Below are 26,736 nucleotides of genomic sequence, written 5' to 3'. Positions count from 1 at the left end.
TCTTCGAGAGAAGGACTCCATTTTTTATATCTGCTCTTAATCACCAAACATTACTATGGCCGATTTTTCCCAAAAAAGCACCATCTCCATCACCTGCCCCAAGCGTATCACCCCTTATCTTAAAAAAGAGCTGGAAGATCTGGGATTCCCCATTCATAAAGTCCGGCATGCAGGCATTGAAACAGAGGGTTCGCTGAACGACTGCATGATGTTGAACCTCTCGCTAAGAACCGCACATCGGGTACACTATCGGCTTAAAGACTGCCGGCCACAGAATGCAGATCAACTATACCGGGAGTTGGTAAAAATTCCCTGGGAAGATTATATCGACAAGCACGGCTATGTGAGTGTTACCTCCTTTATCAAAAACAAGACGGTGACGAACACGCAGTTTGCCAATATGAAGGTGAAGGATGCCATCGTGGATCGCATTCGGGAAAAAACGGGTACCCGACCCGATTCAGGTCCTAACCTGAACAAAAGCGTTGTATTTGTATTCTGGAAAAACGACCGGGCACAGATCTACCTGGATACTTCCGGGGAATCCGTATCACGGCGTGGCTATCGTACCGAAACCAGTACTGCTCCCATGCAGGAAACGCTGGCTGCTTCGCTGATTCTGGCCAGTAAGTGGAAACCCGGTAATCACTTTATCAATCCCATGTGCGGAAGCGGAACCATTGCCATTGAAGCGGCTCTGCAAGCCCTGAATAAAGCTCCGGGTCTGCTCAGGCCCAATTACGGCATCAAACACATTCTCGGCTTTGATGAAGACCGCTGGAATGATTTGCGCTCAGATTTAAAGAATAAGTCGAACAAAGACTTTGAAGGCAGAATTATAGCCACCGATCACGATGTACGAGCGGTGAATGCCACCCGCAAGAATGCTCGCACGGCCGGACTGGATCATTTGATTGAGGTTAAAAAATGTGACTTCAGCGAAACAGAAATTCCGGGGGGCGACCCGGGAGTGATTATGCTAAACCCTCCTTACGGTGATCGCATTGGAAATGAGAAAGAATTAGAGCCGGTTTATGCCGGTATCGGCGATTATTTTAAGCAGGAAGCAACCGGTTGGTGGGGATATGTTTTTACCGGAAACTTTGACCTGGCCAAACACATCGGGCTGAGAACCAACCAGCGTATTGAGTTCTATAACTCTACCATCGATGCCCGGCTGCTGGAATATGAACTTTACTGATTTGATTCTGTAGTCGAGATTGGTACTCTGCTTTAGATACAACCAAAGGTCCAAGCGGACGATTGGACCATTGAGATTGAACTACCTAAGCTTGAAGTATCTGTTCATGAAATAAAAGTTTGAAGGATATTTTCTGTCTCGGTAATAATCAGCGAAATCCAACAATCCTTCAATCTGTGATCCTGTTTTTCGCCTCTATCCACTTACCCATAAATTTGGTGCTGGCTAACGTATGATGCTGTAACATAGATCCCATAAAATTATGGTGACGATGAGCTTCCAGGTTTTCTCGAACTTCTTTTATCCTTTCGATCAAACGGACTGAATGAGTCTCTTTATCAAATCTCCTATGGATAACCTCCAGGCCCTTTTCCTGCTTGTTCTTCCAAAGCTCCTCGTTCTTATAAAGCTGAATAGCACGGTCTGCAAATTCCCGCGGATCATCGGAAATAAATCCCGGCCACGGCAGATTTCCGTTCATTCCTTCAGCGCCAATGGTAGTGGTCACGCTGGGCGTGCCGCATTGCATGGCTTCAACCAGCTTTCCTTTTAGTCCGGCCCCAAAACGTAGCGGCGCCAGCAACATCCTTGAGGCACCTACAACATCCGTTGCACTTTCTGCCCTTCCTTTAATCAGAAAGCCTTCTGACTCATTATGAAGCTGCTGCACTTTTTGAGAAGAATACGCTCCATAAATATGAAGCTCTGCCTTTGGTAATTCAGCCCTGATTAACGGCCATATTTCTTCTTTAAGATACAACACCGCATTCCAGTTCGGCTCATGCAGAAAGTTCCCAATAGATATAAAGTCTTCCCTGTTATCGAATGACTTCCAATTGTTTACGCTATTCTCAGAAATCTGTTCGAGCAGGAAAGGTAAATACAGAAGCAATTGTTTATCAATCCGGAAAGTTTCCTCAAGCAGATTCGTTTCAAACTCAGAAATGATCAGGGAAAGGTCGCACCGAAGGATACTGGCGATCTCTCGTTTCGCCTTGTCATTAAACAGATCTGAAGTCTCAAACTCTTTACCCTTCTTACATGCCTGATACCTGCCTTCCCGTAAAAAATGAAGATCCTCGGTATCAAGGATTCGAAGGGCACCCGGGCATTGTTCCGCCACCCGCCACCCAAATTGCTCTTCAGTCATAAACCGATCAAAAACCACAATATCCGGATTTAACTCACCTGCAAAGTGATCAAAGGAAGAGCTGTTTATGCTTACAGATGCACATTCTACCCCACACGATTTCAGATCTACAGCAAATTGACTTTCAGAAGCTGCTGAAGCAAAGGTCACTTGCCAATCCTCAGACTGAAACACCTCGATCAGTTCCATCATCCGCGAGCCTGCTGCCGAGGAAGCCGGCTCCGGCCATACTTTACCAATTATCAATACCTTGAGAGAGCTGGTGTTCATAAAATATAATTTGTCCGGCTATTTTTATTCATTGCATAATTTATGACATTTACTGGTCGTTTAAGTTACTGACAATAACTCGAGCGGTACAAAAATGTCGGTTGAGTAGGTACAAATAAAATAATCAGGGAACATTATGAAATCATCTAAACTGTGGGTCGCTTTTCTCTCACTTTTTCTGTTTGCAGGATTAGCAACTCAAATTCAGGCTCAAACAGAGACTGAGACCACAAAAACCTACCTCATCATAAAAAATGACGGGTCAAGATATGTCGGGCAAATCATTTCTCAGGATGCCCGGGAAGTGATCTTATTAACGAAAGAGCTGGGAGAAATTGCTATTCCAAAGCATGAAATAAAAGAAATGAGAGAGCTGACCAGCGAGGAAATAACTGACGATGGTCGCCTTAGAAGGGAAAATACCTTTGCCACCCGTTATTACATTTCCACAAACGCGAATCCCATTTCGAAAGGTGAAAATTATATTATATGGAACCTGTATGGGCCGGATATTCAATTTGGCATCAGTGACGACTTTGGAGTTGGCCTGATGACAACCTGGTTCGGGTCTCCCATTGTTGGATCTGCAAAATACAGCCTTTTGAAAAAGAACAATGCCGGAGTTGCTTTAGGAACCCTTTTAGGAACCGGCTCTTGGGCGTCACCTGAATATGGTATTGCTCTTCCATTTGGCTCAGTTACCTTAGGAGAAATGGATAAAAATATATCCCTTTCTGTCGGTTATGGAGCTGTATTTGGCCCGGGAAGTTCAGGCGGCTCAGCCCTTTTTTCCTTAGCTGGAATGAACCGAATTAGCGATCGAGTGAGCTTGGTTTTCGATTCCTTCGTAGTCATGGAAAATAATGAAGCAGCTGCGTTAATTATTCCCGCGGTTAGATTACATTCTGGACCACAGAAAGCATTCCAGCTTGGCTTCGCCGGTGTAGCAGCAGAAGGCGAGTTATTACCATTCCCCTTTCCATTCCTGCAGTGGTATAGAGCTCTTTAAAGCCCTTAGTTAATTTTTAAAAAGGCCGGGAAATTAAGCGATTGTTTCCCGGCTTTTCTATGTGCGGGAATCATTTCTTCCTGATAATAGTAACCCCATCCCGAACAGGAAGTAGCAATTGCTCTACCCGATTATCTTGTGAGACTATCTTATTAAATTCATGCAGCGCTTGTGCTTTATGATCTTCAGGATCTAAAACCGTTCCGTCCCAGAGCACATTATCTACTACCATGAGTCCACCCTGCTTTAACAGCGGTAGTGTTTGACTAAAGTAATCTTCATAACTCAATTTATCTGCATCAATGAATATCAGATCGAAATCCCCACTTAGCCCCGAAACCAATTCCCGGGCATTTCCTTCCAGCAGCTTTATCTTGTTCTGATGATCAAACTGCCGGAAGTGCTTTGACGCAAGCTCCTGATAGCGGATGTTCATTTCCATCGTAATGATTTCTCCGTCATCAGGCAGAGCTTCTGCCATCACGATAGCGGAATAACCCGTAAAGGTTCCGATCTCCAGAATCCGCTTTGCTCCGCTTACCTGAATCAGCATCCGCAACATTTGACCCACCAAATTTCCGCTCAGCATGTCGATATATTCCAACTCTGCATCAGAAGACTCTACAAGAGCTTTAACGTCTTCTGACTCCGGTGTGGTCATTGCACGTGCATATTCTTCTATCTTTGCGTCTGTAATTTGAACGATCGATTTATCTCTGTGCTTCTTCATAATTGAAAGATAAGGCACAACCCCCTATTATCACCAAAAAAAGAACGCATTGAATTTCATCCCCGCTGACGAATCCCGCTTTTTCATCTGGTTTTTTGACCGTTACACCCGCTGGTCTCTTAAACGAAGGTTCAAACAACTCTGGATTAAGCAGGAATACCATCCTGAACCCGACTCCCGCACTGTTTATTTCTTGAACCACAACCTCTGGTGGGACGGACTGATCCCTCTTTACCTAAACGAGAGTCTCTTTCATCAACAAGCGCGGGCCCTGATGGAAGACAAGCAGATGCAGCAGTACACGTTTTTTAGCAAGATCGGGGCTTTCTCGATTAACCTGGAAAACCCGAAGGCATCAATTCAATCGCTGCGCTATGCCGTAAAGTCTCTGGAACGAGAAAATTCCTGCCTGTTTATTTACCCGGAAGGAACCATTACTCCGGCTTCAGATTCAGCTCCTGATTTCAAAGGTGGCCTGGCCTGGCTGTACACTAAAACGGAGAATATTGACTACGTTCCCATCCATATTTACGCTCATTTTCTCCGAAGCAGCAAACCGGAGCTTTATTTATCAATAGGAGAATCAGTTGATCATGATAAGTCAATGAGCAGAAATGAATTAACATCTCTTTTTGAAGCAGATATTCAGCGTTTAAATGAGCGAACCAGGCTTGTTGCCGGATTTTCAGACGAAGGCTTCGAACCGCAATTTTAGCCTAAATAATTTAGGTTACCATGTCCACGGATACATGCGCCGGGATTTTTGCACCCAGTGTGGATTCTGTTGATTATCATTCAGCCTCATTTTCACTAATGGCCAGAATACCTTATTGTATATATTTAAGGGATATATATACTCTGAAATACCATGCGCTGCATAGACTTGATCGTTATACCTTAAAACTGATTCACCTTTAAATCTTTGATAAAAAGGTCCGTCATCAATTTTAGTGCTACATTGAATATTTACAGTAGTTTCACCTGCTTTTAACTCAATTTTTCGGGCTGATTTCAATCCAAACCAATTTCGGGTGAAATAGCTCATTTCTGCATCGCTAAATTTCTCCAGCACCTGCTGACTTTCCCGGTCGATTAGCCAGGCTTCAAACTGCTCGGTGTTCCTTTTTTGCATCAGGTAATAAACAAGAGTGAAATCTTTGAAGTGGTACCTTCCCCAGTACCAATCCCGGAAGCTCTCCTTCATCGGTTCGTGTCCTGTATTGTGATCATGATATCCTGCACCCGAAAAGTTCAGCTCCTCTTCCCCATTCTTGCCAATGATGTTCAGCTTTGTCTCAACTGATACTTGAGGGAACAACAAATTCCAACTGTGGCGGTCTTCACTTGTTGATTGTATCAGACTTTTATCCGCTACCGGTGCTTTCCCGGTAACCGTTCCTTCAACCTTATGCCCCGATGGCAGCTCCTGATTCAAAGTGATTTCAAAGCCGGATTCTTTCTGATCAAGTCGGTAGCTAACAGTATCATTTTTAACCGAAAGCTTTTTCTTGTCTTCATCCCAGCTAAACTCATCGCTTCCAAATTCGAGGAAGCTGTAGTACACCGTCTCACCATCCTTATACAGTGAAACACTAATGGCCGGATAGAAAACCTCACGAACCCGGTTTTCTTCTAAATCGCGGATATATTGGATGGAAAAAGGATTGGTTTGATATAGAATGATGACGAAACCTTGCTGCCCGTCCTCACTTAAACCATCGAAATACCACCACTCGTACCCGCCGAACGACTTGTTAAAATCTGGAGTTATATGCCTGAAGTCTGTAGATATATTCATGGTCAAATAAAATAATCGTATTGGTGAACGGCAACGCTCTGTTTGCTAACTTTCGTTCAATGGACATACTTCTTTACATCGCAGCTACTTATATCGGTTTTACGGTTTTTGTTTTTGTACGAAACTGGTTTGAATTCCGCTCCCTTTCAAAACAGTCTCCCTCAACATTTAAAGCAGGTGATGCACCGTTGGTAAGCATTTGCATTCCCGCACGCAACGAAGAGACGGTTATAGAACATTGTGTCACTTCGGCCCTGAAACAGGATTATCCAAACTTTGAGGTGCTGGTGCTTGACGACAACTCCACCGACCAAACCACGGAGATACTGGACAAGCTAAGCGGAATCATTAACAACCTGCACCACCTGAAAGGCCTGTCAAAACCTGATGACTGGCTGGGGAAACCCTGGGCTTGTCATCAGTTGAGCGAGCACGCAAAGGGTTCTTACCTGCTCTTTATCGATGCCGATGCGTGGCTGGAAGAAGATGCGGTCTCAAAAGCTGTTCAGGCCCTTCAAACATCCGATGTAATCACCGTTTGGCCCAAACAGCAAGTGGTCAGCTTCTGGGAAAAGCTGATTATCCCGATGATTTACTACGGACTCTATACCCTGTTGCCTGCAAAGTATGTAGAACAAAATCCCCGATGGCTTCCCAGGAATCTTCGCCAGAAAATGGCCCCTCAATTTGCAGCCGCCTGTGGACAGTTTATCGCCTTCAATAAAAAAGCCTACTCGGCGATTGGCGGACATTCATCCGTAAAACAAGAAATTGTGGAGGATGTGGAGCTGGCAAAAACCATAAAGCGCCACGGCTTCTCTATCACTATGTTTGACGGGGTTGGAACGGTGAATTGCCGGATGTATCGCTCTCATAAAGAAATATTTGAAGGACTCCGCAAGAATTTCTTTGTGGGTTTTGGCAGAAACGTCCCCCTCTTCCTCTTCATGGCTTCAATGCAGTTCATCGTATTTGTAGTCCCGTTTTTGGCTTTGTTCTCCGGAGATCCCGGCTCTCAACAACTCGCAGCCATCCTGATTGGAATTTTTATCATTCAGCGATGGCTTCTTGATTTCAGGTTTGGCTGGAATCCAATTGTGAGCCTTTTGCAGCCTGTAACCATACTTTGGTATGAAGTGCTTGGCATTCGGTGCTTATGGGACTACTTTACCGGAAAAAGAGCCCGCTGGAAAGGCCGCGAAGTCGGTTAAAAATTTATCTGTTCTTCACTAATAAGTGTTTTCTTTTTTGCAGATACATAGACATATTTAAGATGTATGAAAGCATTGATCGAGAAATATCTGAAATACCTGAGTGTAGAACGAAATGCTTCGGAACATACCATTACCTCTTATCAAAATGACCTGAGTTCTTTTCTCGAATTCACAGCAGAAGTAAATGAACAGACAGATGAACAGGTTGATATTTCATCGATCACCCGCTTAAACATCCGTTTATGGCTGGGAGATCTTTCCGAAAAGGGATTGGCAAAAACATCCATTGCCCGCAAGGTTGCCGCACTCCGATCTTTTTTTAAATACTGCTTTAAGCGGGGACACATTGACAAAAACCCCGCCCACCTGCTGGTTGTACCCAAAAAAGAACAGACACTACCCAAAACAGCTACTGTGGAAGACATTTCCCGCATGATGGACAGTGTGGATACCGACACCATAAGCGGACTGCAGGACAGAGCGATCCTCGAGCTTTTTTATGGAACCGGAATGCGGCTGAGTGAGTTGACCGGACTGAATGTTACGGACATTGACTTAAAACAACGGCAAGTTACCGTACACGGTAAGGGCAATAAACAACGGATTATTCCATTGGGTAATACAGTGGCTTCCATCTTAAAGCAATTCATTGAAAGAAGACCGGAATTATACGGAGAACGAACCGATAGCGACGCAAAAAAAGCACTGTTCCTTGCAGCAAGCGGTCAGCGGATTTATGACCGGGCCGTTCAGTCGATGGTAGAAAATTATTTAAAACAGACCAGTGAGGTCACCCAGAAAAGTCCACACGTTTTAAGGCACAGTTTTGCAACCCACATGCTCGACAACGGAGCGGATATAAGAATCATCAAAGAGTTTTTAGGGCATGCCAACTTAGCGGCAACGCAGGTTTACACGCACACAAGCATGGAAAGGCTTAAGAATGTGTATGAGCAGGCCCACCCAAGAGCAAAAACGTAATAATTACACAACTATAAATTAAGGAGTAGAATATGAAAACTACATTCACAGCACGCCATTTTGAAGCCAGCGCTGACCTTCAACAATATTGCAGAGACAGTGTGGAGAAACTGGAACAGTTTTATGACCGGATTGTAATGTGCGATATTATTTTGCAACCTACTCCCTCCGATGAAAATCCACAGCAGGCTGAAATTATTGTAAAAGTGCCCCGTAAAGTTTTAACGGCGAAAGAATCGGCCGGCTCCTACGAACAGGCTGTGCATAATGCGGTAGAAACCGTAAGCCGACAGCTGAAGAAGTACAAGGAAAAAATGCACGCTGTCAACTAAACATATAATTTAAAATCTATGCCATTTTCGCCCCAAGCACCAATTCCGCGCAAAGACAAGATTAGCGTGGCTTACCTTGTTAAAAAACTGCGAGAGCGCGTAAATATTAATTTAGAAGCGTGCGTATCTGAAAATTGTGCTGAAGACCATTATGTGGTGGAAGCCGATTTACACCGGCCGGGATTGGCGCTTGCCGGGTATAAAAAGCTTTTTACCTACCAACGAATTCAAATTATCGGGAATACCGAAACCCAGTTTCTGGAGCACATGGGTAAAGACAAGCAGGAAGAGTCGTTCCGGAATATCACGCAGTTTGATATCCCGGTTATCTTTCTCACCGATAGCAATAAGCTGCCCGAGAATTTATTCCAGATTGCCAAGGAAGCCAACATTCCCATCTTCTCCACCCCCCTTGAAACCACCCGTTTTATGTACATTCTGCGGGATTTCCTGGAAGATCAGTTCGCCATTCAAACTATGGTTCACGGTTCAATGATGGATGTATATGGAATCGGGATTTTGGTAGCGGGAAAGTCCGGTATCGGTAAAAGTGAGGTTGCTCTCGACCTGGTTGAACGCGGACACCGCCTGGTAGCTGATGACGTTGTGATGCTTACCAAAAAGAACAACGTGTTGATGTCGTCGGCTACGGAAATGAGTAAACACTTTATGGAAATCAGAGGGCTCGGTATCGTGGATGTAATGTCGATGTTTGGGATTCGCGCTATCCGATACCAAAAACGATTAGAGGTGGTTTTGGAACTGACCCTTTGGGATGAAACCCGCGAGGTAGAACGAACCGGTTTAAATCACGATTCAGTAAATGTATTAGGATTGGAAATTCCCCTCATCCATCTCCCTATCACACCGGGTAAAAACATTACGGTGATAGCAGAAGTAATTGCTATGAATTATTTATTGAAACATTATGGGTACGATCCCGCAAAAGCATTCCAGGAAAGGATTAAGTCGAGCATTGGCGAAAAAACAAAAGGACGGGACATGACTCCTAAAAGAGCTATCGAATACTTTGAAGGAGATATTGAATAACTGTAACATTAGAGTTCCGGCTTACTCTTTGAATGTGATACGAAGGTTACTATCTTAGGCAAGTTTTGGAACAAGGTTAGTATATGTCAATAAAAAATCACTATTACTACGACGAAACGAATTGCGAATTTGTGCCTATTGAGTACAATCGCCTCGAACAGGTTGTTTATAACCTTTCTATTTGGATCTTGTCCGGTGTGGTGTTAACCGGCATCGGTATTATCCTCCTCTCTACCTATATCGGAACCCCGGCTGAACTCGCACTTAAAGCCGAAAATGAAGCCCTCTACGAACAGCTGGAAAGCACCAAAGATGCGCTTGTGGATTTGGATGAACAAATCACGGCTATAGCTGAAAAGGATAATGAGATGTACCGCTCTGTACTGGGGATGGATCAAATTTCCTACGAAGAACGACAGGCCGGTGTAGGTGGTTCTGATCCTTATAACGAATTTGACGTATATAATGAATCCACTTCGGAATTATTGAAATGGACAGCCTCCAAAGTAGATAACCTCGAGCGGCGTATTGGCATTCAGAAATTGAGCTTTGAAGAAATTAAAAGCCAGTACAACGTGAATAAAGAGAAGATGAGCCATATCCCGGCTATCAAACCCACCTCTGGTATTCTATTGAGTGGTTATGGCGTTCGCTACCACCCGATCCTGAAATACAACCGCCGGCACAATGGATTGGACTTCCGGGCAGATATCGGAGATCCCGTATTTACAACCGGAAACGGTAAAATCCGATTTGCAGGACGTAAAGGAACCCTTGGCCTTGTAGTAATTGTAGATCATGGCTTTGGCTTCGAAACGTTATACGCACACCTTTCCGGCTTGGCTAAAGGCATTAAGAACGGAAGTGAAGTAGAGCGTGGCGAGCAAATCGGCATGGCCGGAGATTCCGGACTTTCTGAAGGACCTCACCTTCATTACGAAGTTCATTTCAAAGGCGAGCCGGTAGATCCGATCTACTATCTCTTCGCTGATACTTCCCCGGAAGAATATGCGATGTTTAAAGAGATATCAGAGACGAATAAAAACTCTCTCGACTAACCGACTTACCCAGCCCCGCTTATAATTTATATCCGGGGTTTTTTGTGGCATTGAACATCGCTTTTCCCTTTCTTTGATTCGTTCCCAAAAATGAATCAATCATACAATGCCATGAAATACATCCTACCCATTCTCCTCTCTGTATTCCTCCTTTCTCCAGACTTTATGAAGGCACAATCGGTGCTCACCAATCAGCACAAAGAACATGCTCAACAGCTTATTCAAAAAGCGATGGGCAGTGATGTAGCCTGGGAACGCCTCACCTACATGGCCGATACTTTTGGACCTCGATTCAGTGGTTCTGAAAATCTGGAAAATTCTATCGACTGGATTGTGGAAACCATGGAAGAAGACGGCTTTGATAAAGTGTGGACCCAGCCGGTGATGGTTCCTCATTGGGTACGCGGCGAGGAGTCGGCCACCTTGCTCTCACCCCGAAAAAAGGATTTACCTATGCTCAGCCTTGGGGGCAGTGTCGCCACTCCGGAGGGCGGAATATCAGCCGAAGTAATTGTGGTTAAAAGTTTTGACGAACTGGAGAAGGTTAAAGATCAGGTAGAAGGAAAGATTGTTCTGTATAACGCTGAATTTACGTCCTACGGCCGTACCGTACAATATCGGGTAAACGGTGCCATCGAGGCAGCAAGGCATGGCGCAGTGGCAAGTATCATTCGATCGGTCGGCCCTTATTCTATGCAAACTCCGCATACCGGAACCATGTATTATGACGATGAAGTGAAGAAGATTCCCCATGCAGCCATCACCATAGAAGATGCCATGTTGATACAACGATTATATGACCGGGGCGAGAAGATTGAGATCAACCTGAACATTCAGGCCCGGACACTGCCGGATACTGAATCCCGAAATGTGATCGCCGAGATAAAAGGAACCGAATTCCCGGAAGAAATTATAGTGATGGGAGGACATATTGATTCCTGGGATGTGGGTCAGGGCGTGATGGACGATGGCGGAGGTTGTATTGCTGCATGGGAAGCCGTTCGATTAATGAATGAATTGGGCATCAAACCCAAACGAACCATTCGGGTAGTACTATGGACCAATGAGGAGAACGGACTGCGCGGTGCGGAAGAGTATCACCGTTGGGTAAAAGAGGAAGAGAAATCTCTGGAAAACCATGTACTGGCTATTGAATCTGATGCCGGGGTTTTTGACCCCATCGGGTTTGGGTTTTCTGGAAGTGAACGCGCTTATGATATTCTGTCTGAAATCGGCACTACCCTGCAGCCTATCGAATCAGGACAGGTTACCAAAGGCGGAGGCGGAGCAGATATTGGTCCGTTGATGCGAGATGGTGTACCCGGAATGGGTTTGGTTGTGGATGGCTCCCGCTACTTCTGGTACCACCACACAGGCGCCGATACCATGGACAAGCTGAACAAGGAAGACTTCAATGAGTGCGTGGCTACCATGGCTGTATTTGCCTATGCCGTGGCAGATATTGAAGAAAGGCTGCCCCGGTAATCCTTAAAGAGACAGCCCTTTTTCTTGCAGGAAAGCTTTTTCGATTTGTTCGCCGGCTTTAATGGATTTTTTTAGCCACTGATATTTTAACTCTTCAAGTTCGTTATCGGAGAGCTTCCAGTTTATTTCTGAGGCTCTGAGTCGCCGGGTTACGTTATACAGGCAAACCGCTGCGCTCACAGAAATATTAAAGCTTTCGCTGAAGCCGGTCATGGGAATTTTGACAAAACCATCTGCCATTTCTTTAGCCCGCTCACTAATTCCGTCAAGTTCGGTTCCAAAAACGAGCGCTGTTTTCTGATCAAGAGGTAAATCGTTCAGGTTGGTATCATTTTCATGCGGCGAGGTTGCTATCACTTTAAACCCCTGCTCCTTTAGCCTGTTAAAACAAAGCTCGGTGTTATCCTTTCGCTTTTCCCTGTACCGGTGCAAAGTCAGCCACTGATCGGCGCCTATGGTAACCTGCGTGGAAGCATCGAAAGTGTTGGAGTGTTCAATGATATGCACATCCTGAATGCCAAATCCGTCACAGCTCCGCAATACCGCACTGGCATTATGAGGCTGGTAAATATCTTCAACCACCACACAAATATGCCGGGTGCGTTGCTGTACAACTTCTTGAATCTTTTGCCACCGTGCCTCAGTGGCAAATTCCTTCAGGTGTTCGGTGATTGCCTGCCTTGTAGATGCATCCATAAGCTAAAAATAAAAAAGCCTCGTACACGGCTATAGCATACGAGGCTGATAAATTCATTTAAAATGTTATTCGCAACGGAATACAAATCCTTTTTTGCGAATGGTTTCAATATAGTCCACCTCAGAATGTTCGCGGATTTTCTTTCTCAGGTAACTGATGTACACATTGATATAGTTGGTCTGTGTATCAAAGTGAATATCCCATACTTTTTCCGCCAGTTCTTCCTGTGTAATAATGCGATTTCGGTTTTTAAGGAAGTAAACCAGCAGATTAAATTCATTATTAGTGAGCTGCACTTTTTCACTTTTAATGGAGAACTCCCGCTTAAGTAAATCCACCTTAAGTTCGCCACAGGTAAGCTGCTGCTCCCCTCCCGATTCTGTACGCCGTTTAATGGCATCCATTCGGGCTATCAATTCTTCGGTGTTAAAGGGTTTGGTCAGGTAGTCATCTGCCCCCACCTTTAAACACTTCACCTTTACATCTGTTTCCTGCTCGCCGGAGAGGATCAGAACGGGTGTGGTGACATTCTTGTCGCGAATATTTTTACATACCTCGTAGCCATCCCCATCCGGTAAACCCAAATCGAGTATGATCATATCAAAATCATTACCTACAGCATTGGCTTCACCATCAGTCGCATTATCAGCGGTGGATACGGAGTTTCCGTTGTGCTCCAGAACAGCCTTTACAAGCGTTCGGACAGATGGATCATCTTCGATTACTAATATATTCATTTATGTTCGCGGGGTTTTTTGTAGCGGTTTCAGGGATATCGTAATGATTTATGAACTGCTTTGCAATAGTTTAATTAAAATAACTTAACAAACATTAGAGCCTAAAGTATAACAAAATTCAACTTGATTCAACGTAACCTGATTCCTTCAGCCAGTCTTTCGATTCTACTATAAAAATTGGCTCCAGTTTATGTCCTGCTTCCACTAATTTAAACTCAGCGTTAAACCCTTCACTTTTCAACAGTTCCACGCACTCCTGCTGTGGTTCCGGATATACACTGTCATCGTCTTTTCCGTGCAGTGCTAATATCCGTATGTGACGGGCCTGTTCCCTTTTCCCATCAAAGGCTTCCGTTTTAATGCGTCCGCCAATCACAATTAAATCGTTTACATGCTTCCAGCGCGACAGTGCAAAATATCCACCCAGGTAACCACCCATCGAGTAGCCGAACAGACATATACGGCTGATTTCAATCTTTTCTTTCACATCCTCAATAATTTCCAGAATGAAACGAGAGGCATTTTCCATCGATTGTAAGAACTGCTGCTGGGAACCGTCATACAAATACCACGCTCTTCCCCATTGCGATACTTTAAGCTTTCGGGAGGTGTCATAAATAGGATATGGAGCCTGAATAAATAAATGAAAAGCTTCAAGTTCTAACAACGGGGCAGTTTTCTTTTCAAAATATTCTATGTTTTGATTGTAGCCGTGCAAATATACTATGAGCGGTTTCTTTCCACTATCTCCCGTTTCAATCAGCTTGTAGGGAACGTCGAGGTTAAATGAGGCTTTTTCGGAAATAAAAACATTACGCATATAATGGGTTCGTTTTTTGATGAGATGTCGACTTAATTTAACCCATCTGTTTTGGGGATGCATTTTTTTATAAAGACTTTTTGTGATCTGCCTTAACATACCAACCCTTTATCCACGCTTAACCCTCTATTAAAGATTTGGTAATACCTGTTTTCCATATTCCGGTATGAAAACGTATTACCAAATATTATTACTTCTGCCGGTTCTGATCCTCTCCTCAACCCGCTTTGGTGCAGCTCAGCACACAAAAAATGAGGTTGAAAAATCGATTGATCGTGATGCCATGCCTGCCAGGGCTTTATCACTGATAAATCAATTTTGGAAAGAGCCAAAAAAAGCAGATTTTTACCGCCAATCGGACGGTGAAATGATCAGCTATGAAGTAAAGCTGAATTGGGAAGATCACCCGTACAGTATCGAATTTGATGCTTCAGGTTCGCTCATTGACGTTGAGCAGCTTATCGAATTCGAAGAGCTTCCCCACGCTTTACGGAACACCATCACAGAAGAAATAAACAATCAGTACACAACATTCAGATTAACCCGTGTTCAGCGTCAATTTTCTGCTTTCGAAAACGACGATGATGAGGTGTTGAAAAAAATTCTCGAAGAGGATTTCGAAGACCTGTTGATTCGTTACGAAATTGAGATTGACGGACATAACAAGACAGAACTCGGTTCATTTGAAATGCTGTTTGATGAAAACGGTAATCTCATTCAGAAACGTAAAATTGTGAGACGTTCGCTGGATAACATTTGGTAATACATGGACTTTATGAAATGTAAGGCGCTGCTGGCAGTTGCTATCCTCTACCCTGTGTGTGCCTTTTCGCAGCAAGCGGACCTCATCTGGAACCCGGAACTATCTTATTCCTGGAAGTCTTCTGACCGGCTGGGCTTCAACACCAAGCTTTCGGTCTTCAACTCCATCAGGGATTTCGACAACGAAGCCGCCATCCGATATATCGAGCCTCAGTTTACTTTTTCCTACGGACTTTCAGCCGGCACTAAAATCGGCGGTGGTTACTATTACCGGCTCTCCACTCCTATGGTTGATGGCTACCAATACGAGCACCGGTTTCTGCAGCAGGTAGGTTTTATTTCTTATTTAGGAGATCGGCGACTTGCTCACCGATTGCGACTGGAACAGCGCGTTCGGTCCAGCTCCTACCAAAACAGGCTGCGTTATCGGTTGAGTTATGACTTCCCGCTGGAGGGTGAAAAGCTGGATCCCGGCGAAAAGTACCTGATTGTGAAAGATGAAATGATGACTGCCTTCAATAAAGATGAAGCCGATGCCGAAAACCGTGCTTCCGTTGGTTTGGGATGGTACTTCAATTCAAAACAAAAATTTGAAGTGGGTCTTCAGTATCGCACGCAGGATGTTTTCAGTGATGGCGGAATCAGCCACCTTTTCCTTGTAAGTACATCCTATTACCTGAATCGGTAGGGTTTTAGTCGTACCAGCCATTGGGCGTTAACTTCAGGATATAAGTGATCGGTGATTTCCAGGTAATGGCCGAGCTGATAGCCATAATCAGGAATACAACATGCATGAAGGGTGTCATGGTCTCAAAGAATGCTTCCAGTATGCCTAATGTAATGGGTCCTAATATTGAGGAAAGTAACCACCAGAGAACTTCAAAAAATACCAAGGTTGAAGTAAAGTAAAGAACACCCACCACGTACTTATTGGCATCCTCACGCAGCTTTTCTTCAATGTTCAGCTTGCGGTATTGCTGGGCTAAGTCTTTCCCAATATCATTTTCAAACTCTTTCTGGTCCAGCTCCTGCTCTATTTCATTCTTTCTCTTCATAAAAGTATTCGATCATATTCCCATCGGGATCGGCCACAAATAGAAACCGGCCTTTTTTACGATTTGCCGGGCCACTCATGATAGTAACCTCTTGTTCGCGAAAGTATTTGGCAAGTTCATCCACCTGCTCAGGTTCATCCACATAAAAGCCGAAGTGATCTACCCGAAAGTCCCGTGAGGTCGGGTCATAACTTGTTTCCGCTTCCACAATCACCAGCGTGTCTTCTTTTCCGATTCTATACACGGCCATGCTCTGCCCCATGGTTTTCACGAGTTCAAGGCCCAGAATGTCACCATAAAATTCTTTGGAGGCATCAATTCTGTTTACTCTTATAGTGATGTGGTTTAATCCGGATGGTTGAAAATTCATATTCGTATTTATGATAAGTGTTTACATTCAATTATAACGCCACAAACATACAACCCTCTTTTTAAATTCCAAAGCGGACTGTGATGGGTTGATGTTTGTGATATTGATGGGATAAGATCTTTTTAAACGCTCTTTAGTTTCTATATAAAACTAAACCATCACAGTTCATCCCATTAATCACCCCCATCACAGTTGTTTTTGGAGTGAGGTAGTTTGATATTTGTGCACTTTAATCAATGAGGTAAACCGTGTCCACACTCTACATCGTAGCTACACCAATTGGAAACTTGCAGGATTTTTCACCGCGGGCGGTTGAGGTACTGCAGTCGGTTGATTACATCGCCTGTGAAGACACCCGTACTTCCGGTCACCTGTTACAGCGGTTCCAGATCGACAAGCCCACGTTTTCATTCCATCAGCATAATGAACACCGTAAAGTCGGTCACCTGATGAACATCCTGGATGCACAACAGGATGTAGCCTTAATCAGCGATGCCGGCATGCCGGGAATATCGGATCCGGGTTTTCTGGCTGTGAGAGCGGCTCAAAATGGTAATCACACCGTAAGTGTGATTCCGGGTCCGGATGCAGCTACCACAGCCGTTGTAGCCAGCGGGTTGCCCTGCGACCGATATATCTTCGAGGGATTTCTTCCCCATAAAAAAGGCCGGCAGAAACGATTGGGACAACTGGCAGAGGAAGAACTCACCATTATCATTTATGAAAGCCCTAACCGCCTGCTCAAGCTGCTGGGTGAACTGGAAGAACACTTTGAACCCGACCGACTGGCTGCGGTAGCCCGCGAACTCACCAAAAAATTTGAAGAAGTGGTGCGGGGCACAATAAGTGAGCTCAAAACAGAGTTTGAAAGTCGTGATTCGATTAAAGGTGAAATCGTAGTAATTGTATCAGGTAAAGGATATTCGGAATGAATGTGAAACAGTGGCTGGAAAATAAGTGGGTGCTTTCGGTAATCGCAGGAATCTTATTGGGGGTCAGCTTCCCTCCCATTAATCTCTCCTTTTTAAGCTTCCCGGCATTTATCCTGCTGTTTTATTTGTCCGATAAATGCGATTCCTACAAGCAGCTGGCTTATTACAGCTATGCCGGCTTTGTGGTCTGGAACCTGATTGGCACCTATTGGCTGATGATGGCCAGCCTCGGCGCCGGTATTGCCGCCATCTTAGCCAACAGTGTGCTTATGACGATCCCACTTTGCCTGGCTAAGTTCTTCACTCAAAAATCTGAATCCCCCATACTGATCGCTTTTCTACAGGCAGCGGCCTGGGTCAGTTATGAGTTTCTGCATCACCAGTGGGATTTATCCTGGACCTGGCTTTCTATCGGAAATGCGTGGTCCAACTTTATTGGGGTAATTCAATATATTTCCCTCACCGGACATCTGGGCATTACCTTTTGGGTGGTTTTGAGTTCAGCCCTGGCTTATCAGGTATTCAAGAGAAAGCAGAAGAAGTTAGCGTATGTAGCAATCGGGATTTTCCTGATTTTCCCTGTATGGTCGTTTCTACTGTTTGAAAGTGAAGCCAAATCCGTTGATTCTGATCAAACGCATGTAGCTATCATCCAGCCCAATCATGATTCTTATCAAAGCTATGGGGGAATGAGTGGATTAAGAGAGGTAGTTGACAGCCTGTTCACCCTCACCGAGCGGACCATAACTCCCCATACGGAGCTCATAATCTGGCCCGAAAATGCCATCGACGGATTTATCTTTTCCGACTCTCGCACAGCCTTACGCATTGCCGACTCTGCCAGAGCCTGGAACAAAAATTTCATAGTTGGAACCGGGCTTTATAAAACTTACCCGGAAGACACAGAAGTTTTGCACCGGGGAACGCTGCGAACCGGCGAGCCCTACAATGTTTTCAATGCCGCTCTTTTTGTAGATGCAAAGGGTGTCATCTCTGACTATGAGAAGGGCAACTTAGTACCCATTGTAGAACGAATTCCTTTTGTTGAAACCCTGAGTGCACTGGATGTCTTCGGCTGGGTTAACTGGGGTGAAATAGCCGGCTTCGGGAAAGGCACCCGGCCGGATATGATTGAAACGGAAAGTTTCAGCTCACCCGGACTGGTCTGTTATGATTCGGTATATCCATCCTGGATTCGGCTTTTTGTACAGAAAAATGCCTCTTTTCTCACCATCATCACCAACGATGGATGGTGGGGCGATACCAGCGGACATCATCAACATTTTGCTTATGCGCGGCTCAGAGCTATCGAGTTTGACCGCTGGATTGCGCGAAGTGCCAATAACGGGATTTCAGGTATTATTGCTCCCAATGGAGCTATTATCCAAAAAACAGACTATTGGGTACGTACCGGGTTTACAGGAACCGTAGAAAATTTAACGACCCAAACCTTCTTCACCAGATTTGGAAACTGGCTTTCTGTTCTCTGCCTGATGGCTACCTTTTTCGGTTGGGGTTACTTCACATTCACTTCCCGGAAAAAAGAGTAGCCTACCTGGACTGAATGGAAATCTTGAAGTTGAACCGGATTTCATGATTGGTTCTCGGGAAGTAAGCCGATGACTTCGGGTTCACTTTGGTGTAGGTGTATTCAAAGTTGGAGGTCACCGTTTGGGAGAAGCGATACCCGATAACAACCGAACCGTTTATTCGCTGCTGGCCTGTAACAAATGGATCGGTGTAATCATACTGGCTTACATCAGGCACAAAATTCACATCACTTAATACCTCATCAATATCGGAACTGAGTGTGTACTTACTCTCGGTGTCATCCGCAAAGCCCCCATTAATGGTAAGCGTGACGTTATTCTTGATCTTCGGGAAGAACGGTATCGTCAAATTCTTAAACGTATAATTGATTGAGGTGCTTAATCCCTTCGAAGTTCGCTCCGTAACCGTACGACTTGAAAGTGCCAGGCTACTTGTTTTGCTTTGGTCAAAGCTGACCTGAGTCCTCAGATCTGATTCCCAGGTTACATTTAGCTGAATAAGTGGTGAAAAGCGCTGTTCTACGTTAATTGAATTCGGTTCATACAGTTCCTTTCGATCAATAACGCTGAAACTACCCAGCCCCTGTGGGTCCTGAATCCCCGTAAGCGTATTCAGGCTCCATCCCAGTCTGTACGTTCCGGTATAGCCGTGGGTCAGTGTCGCAGCTCGCATATTATCCCCAATAATGGGTATAAAACTCTGAACTCCAGACCAGGTAACCCTCCAGTTTGGTTTGGGGATTGGCGTGTATCCTTTCTCGCCTACCGCACCGGTTCCCCCTCCCAGATATGCTTTTCTGAAATCCTCTTCAAGGGTATTCCGGTTTAATACAATCCGGCCATCTCCGTTTCCTCCTTCGCTAACATCATCAGAAATAATACCCTCTTCCCTGTTGGCGTCTGCAAAAGCAGTTTTAAGCTGTCGCTCGTAAAGGTCACGATATCCACCACCAAATGCCCATGCCGAAGAGCTGATATTTCCGCTGGACGAAACGGTTGAGGAGAAATCACCGGCCGGAGTCAGGGTAATCGTATTCGTCTCTCGTTCATCCCAATTCGTTGACCAGTTTAAATCCACTGTAAAGTTTTTGAACAGGTTCAGCTTGGTACCCATCGTAATTTTATCGGTATAGGTATTGTTTTTGGGTAGGTTTATGGAATTGCCTGAAGGACTTTGCTGAATTAACTGCGACCGTGGCAGTTCCTCATCAATACCCAGTCGGTAGCCAAAGGGCGGAGAAAAATTATCATCTGCTTCGCCTGCCAATGCATAGAAAATTTGGGAATCTCCCCTGTACCCGGCCTGATTTGAAGTCTTGTTCTTATTATAGGTGATGTCAATATTTTCCATGCTGAAGATAGCCAATAGCGCTTTCCGGCCCAGGTACTGAAGGTCTTTCATCAAATCCGGAGATGCCGAATCTTCACTTTCTGCATCGCTGTTCTTCGCTTTATTCCGGGCGGTGGTTTCTTTCTTATCTGCATCCTCCAGTTGCTGGAAAAACCCAATCTTGTCAATAAGACTGCCCACACCAAATTTAACCGTGTGATCCAGCCGGAAACGATTGGAAACACCCGCTCCCAAACCAGAACCGCTCGGGCTGTTCGTCCATCCGTAGCCACCCGCATAGGAAGCGGAATAGGTGAGCCACTTCAACGCCTCTATCTTATTGAACTGAGGACGCCAGCTGGCCGTGTACGTTTCTTCATAATTCGACCTTCTCGCCGAAAGCGTATCGGTAAGCAGATTGTTAAGCACCTCGAAGGTGGGCGTCAACTGATAGGAGTTACTGTCGGCCGGCAAGCCTGTTTTGTTGATGTTCTCACGGCCGGCACTCGACAGGTCATAGTTTGTAGTAGTGCGGAATGAAATGGGGATACTGGGCGTGAAATTATAGTTAAACCCAAACCCCGAACGCTGGTTGAATGTATGGCTTTGCTGTAAGGATTGAACCACTTCCATCCCTTCATCATCAAACTCCGGTCGTCTTCTCTTCTCGGTGTAAGACCGATTCAGGTTCGCAGAAGCATTAATGGACGAAGGCATATATCCCAGCCTGATCCCGGAAAGTGCCCCTACTACAGGTACATCTTCGGTAAACCCAAACGGCTGCCACAACTTCACATTATTAAACGACAAGCTGTAATTAATGGATGTATTATAGTTCCAGTCATCCTGAAACTGAATCTCCGGGTTCTTTGAACTTCCTTCGTTGTACACGTAGCTCAACTTGGTTTTGTCGATGGTGTACTGAGCCAGTTTACTCTTGGAGTTCTGCTTCGAGATATTGGAAACATTAACCGAGAAATTATCCCGAACGGTTTCAACCGCATCAATGCGCTCGTCAATAATGGTTTCTTTTTCAGATTCGGTAAGTTCATCATTGCTGTTGGTGGCGTTGATGAAATCATCCAGGCGAATATCACCCTGATTAGGCAAGTACTTTGGCGTTGAAATATTCTTACGGCTTGAAACAGTAACCGGGAAATTCCAGCCATAGCGGTCAGGGATTAACTTGTGCAGGTTCACAGTTGAGCTCAGGTCGTACCCGATTTCATCCGCCACGCTTCGATTCCCTAATCGCGATTCCAACCCACCAAAACCGGTGGTTGTTCGGCTGAAGTTGGTATTGAAGGTTGCAAAATCAGCAAGTTTGAAACTGGCATTGGCGTTTGCTTTCCAGCCTTTCTCGTTATCAAAACCGGAAACGCGAAGTTCATTCAGCCAAAACTCAGCATTCAGGCTTGGCGTACCCGGCGAGCTTACATCAGCAGGGTCGTGAGGGTTCAAAATCCCCATCCCAACTTCTGACACACGTCCGAGAGAAGGATTCCCCTTTATAGCTACCACCGCTCCTTCAACAGCATCATCTTCTTCGGGAGAAAGCTCTTGCTCAAATTTCTGGGTAAAGTCGGTTACCCCCTGCTGATCTCTGAGCTGCTTAAGTTCGTTGAAAGCAGCCAAAACAATGTTCATGCTATTTTCATCATACAGCCATACTTGTTCAGCATCAATTTCGAGTTCCCCGCCGCCATCAGCGCTGTAGGGAGAATACGGGTAATCGGGATCTGAAGGAGTTACCGGCTGTCGATATTCGTAGTAGTTGGCATTTAAGTCAGTTCCCATCCTCACCACCAGCTCGGCATGGTCTCTTTCTTCCGGGCCATCCCCATATCCTTCCCCGTGCACAAACATCCGCATGTTAGAGTAGTTCAACAGATTCAACCCACCGGGATAAATTCGTTTTACCATCTGAATTTGTCCTGAACCCAGATTCTCAACCCCTAACACCAAAGACTGCTCATTGGCCAAAGACTGCACCTGCACTCCCCGGTTTATGGCTCGGATTGATCCATCCGGCTGGCGGTACGGAACCGGCTCCCGGCTGGCATTTTCTTCGATATTGATGGTCGCAATCCTGAAATCCCCGTTGAAATTCTGCCCTTCGTCAATATTTTCCACTTTTCGCCACTGGCTTCCTATAAACTCAAAAGTGGCAAAACGCATGGTGAACGGCTTCTCATAACCCGACATCCACATGCGAATGTGACTGATGTTCTGAAACCCTTCAATATCACCCACTTTACGCTTGAATTCGGTCAAAGGAATGCGAACCAGATGCCACCGGTCTGCCTGTCGTGGAGCATTCACCTTATCCACAATAAAAGTACGGTTATCGGGATCAGGATTCGTTTCAATTTCGAGACTGCTGAAATCTGCCGGGTTCAATGCAATCTCATATTGATAATAATTGTTGTTAGTTTCGATGTTGGCGCGGCTTACCAGTCCCTCCGTATCCGGACGGGAAGTAATGGCTCGTTTATCTCCACCAGCCGCCGGTGTGTTCCCTTCATGGTAGCCCATCACCCGGTAAAAACGCTCCTGAAGCGGCAGGTCCTGAACCTGAGATTCCCCGTAAAAAATATAATCGTCGTTGGATGGGTCGGCTAAAATGGACTGAAATTCATCGCTTTGCTCACCATAAGCTATCCGCATAGAATCGATAAAGGGACTGAAGAGGGCCGTCTCTACTTTTTCATCATCAAAGCCGTTACTGCTGGGAATTCCATCAAAGCCCACGTCCTCGAGCTCCCTGTTATCGTTCGAAAACTGCCCTTGCGGTGCCGTTGGGTTGGCCGGGACATACGAACGGGGATTTTCCTGAAAGGTATCCAGTTCCAGGTTTTCCAGGTTATTAGCCAGACCATCCTCCGAATTCAGGTCAAAGTTGGGAACCACATCTTCGGAGATAGTCCCAATCTCGATGTATAACTTACCGTCGTAATCTTCAAGGTCTTCGGCAGTGGGTTCTCTTCCACCCGGCAAAATAGGCTGTACCCAAAATTCAATAAACTCAATATTATTCTGCGTGAGATCTTCCTGCCCCGATGGGAGTGCCGCCGTCATTCCACCCCACTGGTTTTCCGGTTCGTTCTCCAGCTTACTCCTTAAATCAGTATTGTAATTATATGGGCCCCGCTCGGTGGGATTGTAATACACATCCAGAGTATTAATGACTTCATCCTGGGCGTTATTCGTTTCCTTTCCGGGGAAAACCTCTTCGGTTGGTGTAGTCTCTGATTCCGGCGTCCCTCGAGCATTCCCTAATATACTCGATATGTTTCTGGGGATGGTGTACCAGGAAAACTGACTTCTCAGATCGGAGCGGGCAATCTTGGACTCCAGCGAGTTGTTCAGCGTGGCATCGGGATTATCAAAAAAGGCTTGGTCGGGGCCGTAACCTGGAATAGCTGCCGGAGCTGCAGCCAGCTCCCAACGGGTTGGGCTTGTAAAGGTGATGCTGATTTCCGAGCCCTCAAAGTCATCTATAAAAGACAAGCCGTTCACTTCATCTTTAAAAAGCTCATTGTTATCAATAGCATCACGCACGGCATTGGTTTGAGCCACATCCGGACGGAGTTGGGCAAATTCTCCGCTTACGCTGATGTTAGATTCGGCCTTGGTCTGCAGCAGCGGGATTTTATCGATGAAGCGGGTAAGCCATGGGGTGTCGAACTCCGCATCTGCATCCATCCCAAGAATGGTGTTATTAATCGACTCATTCCCAATTCTGATTTTATCGGAAAGGGGCTGTTCCTTCAGTTTAAAGTACGTTCCCCCAATACTGATATCCTCACTTACCTGGTACTCGGCCCGGAGTCCGGTAAAGTTCTTCTGCCCGATTACATTCAGTTGGTTGTTCTCATACTCAATCCGGATATCCTGACCGGAAGCCAGATACTGCTCACTCAAAATAGTGATCAGGCCAAAAGAATAATCCACCTCATAATCCACACCTTCGGTTAGCTGGGTTCCATTCGCAAATACTTTTACCGAACCTTCAACCAGGCTAAACCCAAGCGAGAAATTTCCCGACACACCGCCTTTTGAAGTCCCCTCAATGCGATAATAGTTATTCTTGGGACTTTCATCAGCCGTGGTCTGTTTTTCATTATATAATTCGGTGTACGAAAGAGCCTGTACCAAAGAGTCAGAGGAAGAGGTTGACTCCAGGAGCTCGGTAATCCTGCTTCCGAAAGGCTCCAGGTAAGGAAACATGATGCTTCCGTTTCGGGGATCCAGTACATAGCCGGAAAAGTCAATAAGGTTATCAGGCTGTGCGGCACCTTGCGTATTCACCCTGTCCAGGCCCAGCACCTGTAACAGCGGGGTGTTCAGGTTGGGGAGGTTAGTATCGTCAACGTTACCCTGAGTAAACTTAAGATCAAGCTCCAGCCCATCTGCCGTCAGATTGGAAACACCCAGCGAGTAGAAGTTACGCATGGTAAGAGGCCAGGACTTTAAATCCGGGGTTGGATTATCCGTTCGCAGAAGTTTTAAATAGGTCAATTCATTAGATGAACGGGGAGAAATATCACCGATTTCAGCCGGAGAGTTCTCACCTCCAACGGGTTGCCTGATAAAGGAAACGGCAAGGTAGGCTCCCGAACTGAGCGACCGGTTCAGGCTGATAAATCCCAGGGCTTTGTCAATGGTGTAGTCGGCACCTTCTGTTAGCGGCCTGAAATATCCATTGTAAAAGTCATTGCCCGCAACTCCAAAATCATCAGCAGCAGCGCTAAGATTACTCCTGTTGTTTTCCAGGGTGTTGTCATCAATCACATCAGCTGCCTCAGTGGGAAGGCCAAAGGTGCCATCACCCCGGTCATTCACACCCAAATCAACGAACGATGCAGCTCGTACCGCCTCGGGATCAGTAGTATTAATCTGAGGTTCGGATATCCACACCCGGATATCTGAAATCTGGTAAGCTTGTGTCTTTTGTTGAGGATTTGAAACGTTGGACTCAAACTCCTGCCGGTTGTAGAAATCCAGGAAGAAGTGGCGGTTGTTCTGATATTCAATCGGCCTGATGGAGAATTGTGTTTCTTGCGAACCTCCCGTAATGGTTTGGGTGTCACTCTCCCCTTTTTGTTGAGAAACGACGGATGTCAGTCTCAGCGGCCCGAGTTCAGCAATCGATTTAATTCCAAAAAGGGATGCCCCACCACGAATAAGCGAGTTCCCGGTCTCCATCGACACGTTCCCCATTTCAATCCGCTTGATGATTTCATCCTCATATCCTTCATACACAATGCTCAGGCGGTTTTGGAAGTCGAATGCCCGTTCCGTATCCCAGTCGGTGGCAATGGTAAGCTTGTCCCCGATGGTTCCCTGAATATTCAGCTGCAGGTTTTGGTTGAAGGTAGGATCAACCCGGCGTTGTAAATCCGGTTCAATGGTGGGGTTTTCAATATTCTGGATAGAAACCCCAACGTTCATATTTGCTGAACCGTTAACGCGCAGGTTTACTTCAGGCTTCCCAAAAATGGTTGTGAATACCGATGATTGTCCGCCCGGAATTTGCAGGCTGAAATCAAGCAGGCCGCGTTGTTGCTGGCTTTCTCTCTTACCTTCCTCAATCAGGTTAAACCGTATCTCTTTTTCCTGCTGTTTACGCTTTTCAGCTACGTATTGCTCAAAATTGAAAATTTGAGGGGATGATACTTCAAAACCATCAATCTTGTGGATGATGCGGTAGGTATCGGCAGAATCCCAGGTAGCCTGATACTGCTCTTTGGAAAGCTTGATGTAATAAAGATTCCCGGGGTTGACCACTCTTTTATCGCTCACCGGACCCTGAGGTGGGCGGTAGATAAATTTCACCCCTTCAAGGGTACTATCCGCCTCGCTGACTGTTTTTGTAGTATCGCTGGTATCTTGTGCAGATACACCAACCAACAGCAATCCATTCATCAAACATACGAATGGCAGGTAATAAACTAACTTAAAAAAAGAATGCACCGGCTTTAATTACTGACTCGGTTATTACTTATTGTCTGTAGCGTTAGGCGATAGGCGGATCTGTTTTTTTTATTCTAAATTAGTTTGTAGATGAATGGGTGCGGTCGATAATACTATATATTTGAATATGTTGAAAGTATAATACGATAATCCATCCTTTAATTTATAAGCGGAAATTGTCTATTATTTACGTCTGTGAAAATTAAAAAGTACCCGAGCAACAGCAAGC

Annotated in this window: 22 protein-coding genes; 13 read left to right on the top strand and 9 right to left on the bottom strand. The window is 45.4% G+C overall.

Annotation, left to right across the window (positions count from 1 at the left end):
* The first annotated feature begins 55 nt into the window (after positions 1–55).
* Positions 56–1,201 carry a THUMP domain-containing class I SAM-dependent RNA methyltransferase gene (locus NM125_RS13200; RefSeq protein ID WP_255135425.1) on the top strand — a complete coding sequence of 382 codons (1,146 nt, stop codon included), beginning with the start codon at positions 56–58 and terminating at the stop codon, positions 1,199–1,201.
* 169 nt (positions 1,202–1,370) lie between these two features.
* On the opposite strand, the gene NM125_RS13195 is transcribed toward NM125_RS13200, so the two are convergent.
* Positions 1,371–2,621, bottom strand: coding sequence for a glycosyltransferase (locus tag NM125_RS13195; RefSeq protein WP_255135424.1), 1,251 nt, complete (start codon positions 2,619–2,621; stop codon positions 1,371–1,373).
* A 136-nt stretch (positions 2,622–2,757) separates the two neighbouring features.
* Between NM125_RS13195 and NM125_RS13190 the strand changes: the two genes are divergently transcribed.
* A complete protein-coding gene (locus tag NM125_RS13190; protein WP_255135423.1) occupies positions 2,758–3,630 on the top strand; it encodes a hypothetical protein in 873 nt (290 codons plus the stop codon).
* 70 nt (positions 3,631–3,700) lie between these two features.
* Here the strand turns inward: NM125_RS13190 and NM125_RS13185 are convergent, their stop codons facing one another.
* The gene (locus NM125_RS13185; protein WP_255135422.1) at positions 3,701–4,360 is read right to left on the bottom strand and encodes an O-methyltransferase; all 660 of its coding nucleotides are present in this window, start codon (positions 4,358–4,360) and stop codon (positions 3,701–3,703) included.
* A gap of 49 nt (positions 4,361–4,409) precedes the next feature.
* On the opposite strand from NM125_RS13185, the gene NM125_RS13180 reads away from it, so the two are divergent.
* Positions 4,410–5,075 carry a lysophospholipid acyltransferase family protein gene (locus tag NM125_RS13180; protein WP_255135421.1) on the top strand — a complete coding sequence of 222 codons (666 nt, stop codon included), beginning with the start codon at positions 4,410–4,412 and terminating at the stop codon, positions 5,073–5,075.
* Positions 5,076–5,090: 15 nt separating this feature from the next.
* Here NM125_RS13180 and NM125_RS13175 read toward each other — a convergent pair whose 3' ends face one another.
* A complete protein-coding gene (locus tag NM125_RS13175; RefSeq protein ID WP_255135420.1) occupies positions 5,091–6,158 on the bottom strand; it encodes a hypothetical protein in 1,068 nt (355 codons plus the stop codon).
* A gap of 59 nt (positions 6,159–6,217) precedes the next feature.
* On the opposite strand from NM125_RS13175, the gene NM125_RS13170 reads away from it, so the two are divergent.
* From NM125_RS13170 to NM125_RS13145, 6 genes are all read left to right on the top strand, one after another.
* Positions 6,218–7,369, top strand: coding sequence for a glycosyltransferase family 2 protein (locus NM125_RS13170; RefSeq protein ID WP_255135419.1), 1,152 nt, complete (start codon positions 6,218–6,220; stop codon positions 7,367–7,369).
* A 66-nt stretch (positions 7,370–7,435) separates the two neighbouring features.
* The gene (gene xerC, locus NM125_RS13165) at positions 7,436–8,353 is read left to right on the top strand and encodes a tyrosine recombinase XerC (protein ID WP_255135418.1); all 918 of its coding nucleotides are present in this window, start codon (positions 7,436–7,438) and stop codon (positions 8,351–8,353) included.
* A 32-nt stretch (positions 8,354–8,385) separates the two neighbouring features.
* A complete protein-coding gene (hpf, locus tag NM125_RS13160) occupies positions 8,386–8,685 on the top strand; it encodes a ribosome hibernation-promoting factor, HPF/YfiA family (protein WP_255135417.1) in 300 nt (99 codons plus the stop codon).
* A gap of 18 nt (positions 8,686–8,703) precedes the next feature.
* Complete coding sequence (hprK, locus tag NM125_RS13155; RefSeq protein WP_255135416.1) at positions 8,704–9,735, top strand: HPr(Ser) kinase/phosphatase; 1,032 nt, start codon at positions 8,704–8,706, stop codon at positions 9,733–9,735.
* Between the two features lie 83 nt (positions 9,736–9,818).
* Positions 9,819–10,793: a M23 family metallopeptidase gene (locus tag NM125_RS13150; protein ID WP_255135415.1), complete on the top strand. Its 975-nt coding sequence runs from the start codon at positions 9,819–9,821 to the stop codon at positions 10,791–10,793.
* 111 nt (positions 10,794–10,904) lie between these two features.
* Entirely contained in the window at positions 10,905–12,278 is a 1,374-nt protein-coding gene (locus NM125_RS13145) for a M28 family metallopeptidase (RefSeq protein WP_255135414.1), read from the top strand.
* Between the two features lie 3 nt (positions 12,279–12,281).
* Here the strand turns inward: NM125_RS13145 and NM125_RS13140 are convergent, their stop codons facing one another.
* From NM125_RS13140 to NM125_RS13130, 3 genes are all read right to left on the bottom strand, one after another.
* Positions 12,282–12,974, bottom strand: coding sequence for a TrmH family RNA methyltransferase (locus NM125_RS13140; RefSeq protein ID WP_255135413.1), 693 nt, complete (start codon positions 12,972–12,974; stop codon positions 12,282–12,284).
* Between the two features lie 66 nt (positions 12,975–13,040).
* Positions 13,041–13,712, bottom strand: coding sequence for a response regulator transcription factor (locus NM125_RS13135; protein WP_255135412.1), 672 nt, complete (start codon positions 13,710–13,712; stop codon positions 13,041–13,043).
* 118 nt (positions 13,713–13,830) lie between these two features.
* Positions 13,831–14,532, bottom strand: a complete 702-nt coding sequence (locus NM125_RS13130) for an alpha/beta hydrolase (protein WP_255135411.1) — start codon at positions 14,530–14,532, stop codon at positions 13,831–13,833.
* 166 nt (positions 14,533–14,698) lie between these two features.
* Here NM125_RS13130 and NM125_RS13125 point away from each other — a divergent pair, with 166 nt between their 5' ends.
* Both NM125_RS13125 and NM125_RS13120 read left to right on the top strand, forming a co-directional pair.
* Positions 14,699–15,295 (top strand): hypothetical protein, encoded by a 597-nt coding sequence (locus NM125_RS13125; protein WP_255135409.1) that lies wholly within the window; start codon positions 14,699–14,701, stop codon positions 15,293–15,295.
* 3 nt (positions 15,296–15,298) lie between these two features.
* Entirely contained in the window at positions 15,299–15,982 is a 684-nt protein-coding gene (locus NM125_RS13120; protein WP_255135408.1) for a DUF2490 domain-containing protein, read from the top strand.
* 4 nt (positions 15,983–15,986) lie between these two features.
* Here NM125_RS13120 and NM125_RS13115 read toward each other — a convergent pair whose 3' ends face one another.
* Both NM125_RS13115 and NM125_RS13110 read right to left on the bottom strand, forming a co-directional pair.
* Positions 15,987–16,349 carry a hypothetical protein gene (locus tag NM125_RS13115; RefSeq protein ID WP_255135407.1) on the bottom strand — a complete coding sequence of 121 codons (363 nt, stop codon included), beginning with the start codon at positions 16,347–16,349 and terminating at the stop codon, positions 15,987–15,989.
* The gene (locus NM125_RS13110) at positions 16,333–16,719 is read right to left on the bottom strand and encodes a VOC family protein (RefSeq protein ID WP_255135406.1); all 387 of its coding nucleotides are present in this window, start codon (positions 16,717–16,719) and stop codon (positions 16,333–16,335) included. Before NM125_RS13110 ends, NM125_RS13115 begins: the two co-directional genes overlap by 17 nt.
* Before the next feature lie 248 nt (positions 16,720–16,967).
* On the opposite strand from NM125_RS13110, the gene rsmI reads away from it, so the two are divergent.
* Both rsmI and lnt read left to right on the top strand, forming a co-directional pair.
* Entirely contained in the window at positions 16,968–17,651 is a 684-nt protein-coding gene (gene rsmI, locus NM125_RS13105) for a 16S rRNA (cytidine(1402)-2'-O)-methyltransferase (protein WP_255135405.1), read from the top strand.
* On the top strand, positions 17,648–19,201 hold the full coding sequence (gene lnt, locus NM125_RS13100) for an apolipoprotein N-acyltransferase (protein ID WP_255135404.1): 1,554 nt from the start codon (positions 17,648–17,650) through the stop codon (positions 19,199–19,201). The genes rsmI and lnt overlap by 4 nt, the downstream gene beginning before the upstream one ends.
* A gap of 1 nt (position 19,202) precedes the next feature.
* On the opposite strand, the gene sov is transcribed toward lnt, so the two are convergent.
* Positions 19,203–26,459 carry a T9SS outer membrane translocon Sov/SprA gene (gene sov, locus NM125_RS13095; RefSeq protein ID WP_255135403.1) on the bottom strand — a complete coding sequence of 2,419 codons (7,257 nt, stop codon included), beginning with the start codon at positions 26,457–26,459 and terminating at the stop codon, positions 19,203–19,205.
* Between the last annotated feature and the right edge of the window lie 277 nt (positions 26,460–26,736).

The organism is Gracilimonas sediminicola (assembly GCF_024320785.1).
Lineage (GTDB): Bacteria > Bacteroidota > Rhodothermia > Balneolales > Balneolaceae > Gracilimonas > Gracilimonas sediminicola.
The sequence above is the reverse complement of the archived record's forward strand: the minus strand, read 5'-3'. Positions and strand labels throughout refer to the sequence as shown.